The organism is Bifidobacterium sp. LH_491 (genome assembly GCF_056356495.1).
In genome coordinates, this window is sequence record NZ_JBKEUI010000001.1 from 187,673 (window position 1) to 194,952 (window position 7,280).

Sequence of the window (7,280 nt, forward strand, 5' to 3'; positions counted from 1 at the left end):
GTAAGGTTCGCCGTCCATTGGCTCACCGCTTTTGCGACGCATAGGAGGCATATCGCCTTCAGCAGGTTGGGTGGTTGGCTGTCGCCTTTGTTGTTTCCTTTCATTTAATCTTCTTTTCTTGAACGAGTGCCTACCGTTTCCGGTAGGCACTCGTTTTATACACACGTCTTCGTGTAGTATCGGTGGTGACGGATGGCGGGACGACTTTCCTCCAAAACGAAGAAGCCCACCGCAGACAGACTTTCGGGGAATGCGCCAACTGTCAGGAATGGCAACATTCCACCTTTCATTAATTGACCTTATTGGCTGAGGGCCCGCCGGAAACGGCGGGCCCTCAGCGGTTTTGGTGTTCTATATCTTGCTGCCTGCCGGTTTATTCGGCTCGTACCGTAGCGTGGTGGCGTCCTCGCCGTGCACGTGTGATGCGAATGGGCGAGCCGCCATGTCGGGGCGTGTTCTTCCCCATGGTATTCGTTGCGTCGAAACGCTTGCCAGCGGGTACGGACGGCAGGACCATAAGCACGATATCGGCAATCGCAGTGATTGCCATAATGATCAGACCGGCTATGGTGGCGTATACACCACCGGTCAATAAGGGTTTTGTGGTGGCGGTCAGGATTACAGCCACTCCTGCGGTCATGCAGGCGAAGGCGATGATAGCCCCGCCGATGATGGCCCATAACCAGGCGGCATGGAGATTGGCGTCATGAAGTCGCCGGGCGCTCAACGACAGCAGCGGAACGAGGGTAATCAGCTGCCAAATGATGAGTATGATACCGAAGGCATGCTGGCTGTAGGCATTGAGTAGGTAGAGTGGCGTGCACACTACGGCGTACACGAGTAGGACCCACCAGTATTCGCTGCGCGAAGCGCGTCCGGTGAACGTCAGACTCTGCTGGACGCATCGTATGAGGGCATGCTGCGGCGGGCATCGATAATAAGGCTCGTTGAGCGATGACGGTGGCTTTGGCCCGGCACTTTCCTCTTTGGAAGGAATGAACACGGGTGCGTCAGCTTGTGCGGTGGTTGTCTCCGGTTCGGTATCCTCGTGCATGTCCGGGGTGGTGTCGTGCTCGACGACATCCGCTGCTGTGCCTTCGGAGTCCTCGTCCAAGTGGGTTTGGCTGCTGGTGTCTGTGGAAGCGTAGCTATCCAACGAGTCGGAGGATGAGGGTGTTGGGTTTTCGTGCGGAAGATGCTCTGGGGAATCAGCTTCCTGGTTGCCGTCAACATGAGTCGTTGTGTCATTGACGTCGGTAAGTCCGACGGTTGACTCGAGTGTCGGAACGGTAAGGGAAGGGGTCGCCGGCGTGTCGAACGAATCGGTGGTGGACGTAGCGTCCGGAGTGCCGTCAAGCTGCGTAGTCATGAAGCCTCCTGCATAAGTCGTGCTAAATGCGCGACAAAAAGATAACGACGTGAATGAATATGTCTAGTATATGCCGCAGGAGGACACATACTAGACATGCATGAGGTGGACTGCGGCGGAGACAAGCATCGTTCCCACCGCAGCGCTGTTATTCTGCTTGTGCCGGCGATTGTGGCCGTGGGCCTTCCTCGTGAGGGTCGGACTGGGGCTTGTTTGGGGTTACGCAATGACCTTCGTTGTGAATGGTGCCCGTATCGTCGCCAGATGGTTGGGCATTATCGCTGCCGGTGTGTTGTTCGGTGGCGAAGTCGTCTGCCGTTGGTGTGTGCGGCCGTGTGGTTTCGTCCATCGGCTGCGGAGTCTGCTGGGCCGTCGGAACATGCGTCGGCTGAGTGTATGGAGGTTGCGCGAATCCGTTGGCGGGTTGCTGTGGCGTGCCGAACATGGGAGCCTGCGGCCGTGTTTGCGGTGTGACGGGTGCCGGCGCTTGCGGGGGTGCGTCAAATCGGGCGCCCGCAGGATTGGTGCGCGCGACTAGCAACACGATGCCGGAAATCAGTGTGATGAGCGAGAGCACCACGGTGATTCCGAGGACGGCGAGCAGTTGTTCGAACTGGCGCTCGATGATGCTGGAAATCATACTGTCGCTAAGGCCGTTCTGCATGAGTCCAAATGAATTCTGTAGGCCGTCGGATTGCATCGCGTATTCGAGGAATCCCCCGAATCGCTCGAGCTTTGGCTCCAGCACGATCAGTGATATCAGCATGGAGACGATGTGCGGGACGACTGGCAGTAGGACCCACCATCCGCTTTTGTTGCTGTCGTGCAAGCGTCGCACGGCGGCTGCAACGAGTGGAATGCCCAGAATGACGGTGATGACGATGGACGATGCCGCATTGCTGATGTCGAGTATTGACGCCAACAAAGTCAATGCCAATGAGGCGAGTTCGAAGAATAGGAAGCCCCACCAGAATTCGCTGCGTGAAGCCCGGCCGGTGAATACGGCGTATTTGCTGAGGAATCGTTTGACTGCCTCAGGGAACGGGCATCCGTAATAGGGCAGTGCCGGTCCGGGGTTTGCCGAGGGCATGCCGTAGCCGTAGTTCGTGTGATACATGGGAACGCCTTGGGGCAGCGGTGTTCCTGTTGGTTGTTGGTATCCCTGTTGTTGATACGCCTGCTGGTATCCGGGCGCGTAGGGCTGTTGAGGGACGGATTGATATGGTTGCTGTCCCGGTTGCTGGGATTGGGTGTATGGGTTTCGTGTCGCTGTTCCCGGCTGTTGTGGTGCCGGTTGCTGTGGTGTCGGTTGCTGCGATGGGGTGTTGTCCGGCTGCTGCCCGTTGGGCATGAACGGATTTGGATTACTCATAGTCGCTCCTTGACATATCAAGAATGGTCGTTGCCTTCCATACTATGGGCGTGAGCTGGATATTTGCCGAAAGCGTGATGGATATTCTTGCCATGTCGGTTTGGAGATACATGGATGCCGTGAGGCAATCATGGATGTGATGGACGTGAACATCGCAGTGAAACCCGAAGGAAGGGCACGATCAGACTGCCGTTGATGATTCACTGGACATTGACGTCACCGTTGCCGTCGTCGCATCCGATCAGCAGCCGTTCCGTTAGGCTTACCGCACCCAGCAGCAGCGCTGTCAGTGCGACTACGACTACGGTGGCTGCGAAGATCAGCGGCGTGCGGAATGAATTGAATGCGGCCTGCAACCAAATGCCCAAACCGTTGACCGCGCCAAGGTACTCTGCGGTCACGGCGGTGCCGAATACATATGCCGCGCTGATGCGGATGCCGCCGAAGATGTCGTGGGCTGCGACTCGCATCCGTACGTGCCATAGCGTCCATGTGCGTGTGGCGCCGCAGGTTAGGGCCACGTCGTCGTAGAACTGCGGTACGGCGCGTAATCCTCGACAGGTTTGTACGGCGATGGGGAAGAGTCCCAACACGGCGACCAGCACGATTTTGCCTAACTCATCGAAGCCAAACCAGATGACGAACAACGGGGCGATGGTGATGAGCGGAATGGTTTGTGCGGCTACCATCAGAGGGTTGATTGCCGCATACAATATGTGCGAACGGTAGAGTCCGATCCCGATGAGCATGCCGGCAACGATTGCGACGGCGAATCCCATCAGTGCTTCGGTGGTGGTTACGGCCGTAGCCTGCATGAGCGCTGGCCATGTGTGCCACATTGCCACGACGATGCTGCTGGGGGAGGCGAGTGTGCGCTCGGAAATATGTCCCCAGCGCACACTGCATTCCCATATGATCAGCAATGCCCCTATCGTTGCCACTGAGGGCAGGAGGTGCTTCTTGCTCATGGCTAGGCCTTCGTCGAAGGCAGATATTCGTTGGTGGAGAGTTCAGACACCTGCGGTGCTTGCTTGGCGTGTTTGCCATTTACGTCGTAGGTGCCTGCCTCATATTGGAAGCCAAGGTAGGATTGCGCATCTTCGGCATTTACCGTACCGGGTAGCTGCTTGGGTTGGTCGGTCGTCCAGTAGCCGCCCTGGACGATGGTGTCCATGGAATGGTGGACCAATTCGCTGTCAAGTTGAGCGTCACTGGCGGCGTTGACGAGGATGTCGGACGCTTTGCTCGGATGGTCGAGCGCATAATTGTATCCGCGTATGGTGGCTTGTAGGAATTTACGGAGCAGCTGCTGGTGTGCATCATCTTTCAGCCAAGCATCGTTCACGGCAAATCCCAGCTGATCGGGGTTGCCGGGGACGCCCCATTCGTCGGCGACGAAGCAGTTCAACGCTGGTCCGTGCAGTTCGCTCTCCACGTTTTCCCATGTGGCGTAGAATCCGGCGAAATCACCTTTCCCGGAGGTGAGGGTGGTAAAGGTGTTAGTGCCTGCGGTGGCGGTGGAGAAATCGCCGGTACCGCCCGCGGTTTTGATCATCTGTTTGAGTACGGCGGTTTGCTCGGCCGAACCGAAACTCACAAACGTTTTGCCGTCAAAATCTTTTGGCGTGGTGATGTCGGTGCGGCTGGCCAAGGCGCACCAGCGTGCCACGGGGTGTTGGGTGAGGTCGAAGACGAATTTTAGGTCGGCGCCCTGCGCGTTGAAGGCCGCCACGTTGCTGAGCGTGGTGAAGCCGACGTTGGCGACGTTGTTTTCGACGCTGGTTTCTGCGCCGGCCTGTGCGGTGGGCAGAATTTTTACGTTGATGCCTTCGTCCTTGTAGTATCCGAGTTTTTGGGCTGTGTACAGGCCGATATGATTCGTATTCGGGGTCCAGTCCAACATAAAAGTGATGGTGTCTTCGGTGTTGGCGTTTGAGGCGCCGCAGGCTGACAGGGCGTAGGACAATGCCAACGCTCCTAGGGCGGCGGTTATGGTTTGTAGCGTGTGGTGCAGCGTGGCACGCGTGCGATTCATGGTCACCTTGCTTCCTGCGCTGATGCGCGTGTCATCCACGATCATCGGGGAACGGGAAGGTGAGGAGCCCGCGCGATGCATCGTGATGTTGTCCCCTTTTTTAGGCATATGGTTCGTGATGTTGGACGTGCGTGTGCGCGTACCATGATCGGTCATTGCCTCAGGGGTGTTGTGTTGTTTTTGTACGATGCCGGCACGGCTGCTGCCACCAACCGCGCGAACGACACCAGTATAGAGATGTTGCGGACATCATGGTGGAGTGGGGAACGGTGCGAGCGGGATGCTGACATGCATACGGTGCCGCCGTCCCTCTTGCGCGGCACAATGGAGCGTATGAGTGAAGCTGATATCAAAGATTGCAAGCCGCAGCTGCCGGAGCAGGTTCGCGTGCGTTTTTGTCCGTCTCCTACTGGCACGCCTCATGTGGGCATGGTCCGTACGGCGCTGTTCAACTGGGCTGAAGCCCGTCACACCAAGGGAACGTTCGTGTTCCGCATTGAAGATACCGATGCGCAGCGTGATAGTGAGGAGAGCTATGCTCAGATTCTCGATGCGTTGCGTTGGCTGAACATTACGTGGGACGAAGGTGTCGAGGTGGGCGGCCCGGATGGCCCGTACCGCCAGTCGCAGCGCGCGGACTTGTATCGTGATATCGCGAACAAGCTATTGGAAGCTGGCTATGCGTATGAGTCGTATTCGACTCCGGAGGAGATCGAGGCGCGCAATGTGGCGGCTGGCCGTCCCAAGGCGTTTGGCTACGACGGGTATGACCGTACGCTGAGTGAGGAACAGAAGGCTGCGTTCCGGGCCGAGGGACGCCAGCCTGCGTTGCGGCTGTGTATGCCGGATGAGGATATTGCGTTCGATGATTTGATTCGTGGCCGCATTGAGTTCAAGGCCGGTTCGGTGCCGGACTACGTGATTGTGCGACCGAATGGCGATCCGCTGTACACATTGACGAATCCGGTGGATGATGCGTTGATGCGGATCAATGTGGTGCTGCGTGGCGAAGATTTGCTGAGTTCCACGCCTCGTCAGATTGTGTTGTATCGCTATCTGATGGAGCTTGGCGTTGCCAAGGAGATGCCGTTGTTCGGCCATATGCCGTATGTGATGGGCGAAGGCAAGAAGAAGCTATCGAAGCGTGATCCGGAGTCGAATTTGTTCCTGCATCGCGACAATGGTTTCATTCCTGAGGGGTTGTTGAACTACCTGGCGTTGTTGGGCTGGTCGATTGCTCCTGATCGCGATGTGTTCTCGATGGAAGAGATGATTGAGAAGTTTGATGTGCGCGATGTGAAGGCCAATCCTGCGCATTTCGATCTCGACAAGGCGATTTCCATCAATGCGGAGCATATTCGTATGCTGAATGAGCAGGATTTCTTGAATCGTGCCGTGCCGTACTTGCATCGTGATGGCGTGGTGAGCGCCGATTCGTGGGATGCGCTGACCGATCGTGAGCGTGCGGTGCTCACTGCGGGCGCTCCGCTGGTGCAGCCTCGGGTACGTTTGCTGGGAGAAGTGTCTGGCATGATCGGTTCACTGCTGTCTTCTGAGGGATATTTGGAGCCCGATGATGATGCGCGCAAGCAATTGAAGGATTCCGCCGGTGACGTGTTGGATGCGGCGATTGCCGCATTGCGTGATGTTGAGGAGTCGGCGTGGCTGACCGATCATCTGCATGATGTGTTGAGTAAGGCGTTGGTGGAGGATGGTGGTTACAAGCCGCGTCTGGCGTTCGGTCCTGTGCGCGTGGCGATGTCAGGTCGCCGTGTTTCTCCGCCGCTGTTTGAGTCGATGGAGATTGTCGGCAAGGCGGTGTCGTTGGCGCGTCTGGAAGGATTGCGCGCGCATCTGTGATGTGGGCGTGATGCCGGTGACGAACGACGGGCGGCATGTGGTGATTACCGCATGCCGCCCTTTCTTTTGCTGCGACACGCCGTTGTTGCATTGTCTGCCAGAACTCGGTATAGTCATCACCTGTTGTGCTTCACGGCGCGGCAAACAATTGAAAATGCCCCCATCGTCTAGCGGCCTAGGACTACGCCCTCTCACGGCGCCAACACCGGTTCAAATCCGGTTGGGGGTACGAAGACGAAACAATCGTTTGATTGTACGCCTCCTATTGGGGTGTGGTGTAATTGGCAACACAGCTGATTCTGGTTCAGCCGTTCTTGGTTCGAGTCCAGGCACCCCAGCCAGTAACCCTCGCTTAGGCGAGGGTTTTTTTGTTATTGCAATTGTATTTTCTTGGTGCGGCTCGGCGTCGCATGGGAGCATGTCGCAAACGTTGATGTTGGTTTGATTGCTTGTGGGGGATTCGCTTCCGTAGGTAAAACGATACAACTGTGTACCTTATGCAGTATTTAGACATTATGTCTATAAGATATAGGCAAAAAATAATGACGGTGTCTAAACGGTACAATCGTTGATATGTCAAGAATATGTTGATGAGTGTATATATGGCGTCAATATAAACTAGGCATTTCGCGGTGTGTTGCGGG

At 56.6% G+C, this 7,280-nt stretch carries 5 protein-coding genes and 2 tRNA genes; 3 read left to right on the top strand and 4 right to left on the bottom strand.

Annotated elements, in window-relative coordinates; genetic code table 11:
- Window positions 1-373 precede the first annotated feature (373 nt).
- The 4 genes from AC1AWK_RS00655 to AC1AWK_RS00670 all read right to left on the bottom strand — a co-directional run bounded on the left by AC1AWK_RS00655 (window position 374) and on the right by AC1AWK_RS00670 (window position 4,776).
- The gene (locus AC1AWK_RS00655; protein WP_476567399.1) at window positions 374-1,369 is read right to left on the bottom strand and encodes a DUF805 domain-containing protein; all 996 of its coding nucleotides are present in this window, start codon (window positions 1,367-1,369) and stop codon (window positions 374-376) included.
- 148 nt (window positions 1,370-1,517) lie between these two features.
- Window positions 1,518-2,486 (bottom strand): DUF805 domain-containing protein, encoded by a 969-nt coding sequence (locus AC1AWK_RS00660; protein WP_476567400.1) that lies wholly within the window; start codon window positions 2,484-2,486, stop codon window positions 1,518-1,520.
- A gap of 455 nt (window positions 2,487-2,941) precedes the next feature.
- A complete protein-coding gene (locus AC1AWK_RS00665; RefSeq protein WP_476567401.1) occupies window positions 2,942-3,709 on the bottom strand; it encodes an ABC transporter permease in 768 nt (255 codons plus the stop codon).
- 2 nt (window positions 3,710-3,711) lie between these two features.
- Window positions 3,712-4,776: an ABC transporter substrate-binding protein gene (locus tag AC1AWK_RS00670; protein ID WP_476569488.1), complete on the bottom strand. Its 1,065-nt coding sequence runs from the start codon at window positions 4,774-4,776 to the stop codon at window positions 3,712-3,714.
- 333 nt (window positions 4,777-5,109) lie between these two features.
- Here AC1AWK_RS00670 and gltX point away from each other — a divergent pair, with 333 nt between their 5' ends.
- The 3 genes from gltX (at window position 5,110) to AC1AWK_RS00685 (ending at window position 6,977) form a co-directional block, all read left to right on the top strand.
- Window positions 5,110-6,636 carry a glutamate--tRNA ligase gene (gene gltX, locus AC1AWK_RS00675; RefSeq protein ID WP_476567402.1) on the top strand — a complete coding sequence of 509 codons (1,527 nt, stop codon included), beginning with the start codon at window positions 5,110-5,112 and terminating at the stop codon, window positions 6,634-6,636.
- Window positions 6,637-6,792: 156 nt separating this feature from the next.
- A tRNA-Glu gene (locus tag AC1AWK_RS00680) sits at window positions 6,793-6,865 on the top strand.
- A gap of 37 nt (window positions 6,866-6,902) precedes the next feature.
- Window positions 6,903-6,977 (top strand) — tRNA-Gln (locus tag AC1AWK_RS00685).
- The last annotated feature ends 303 nt before the right edge of the window (window positions 6,978-7,280 follow it).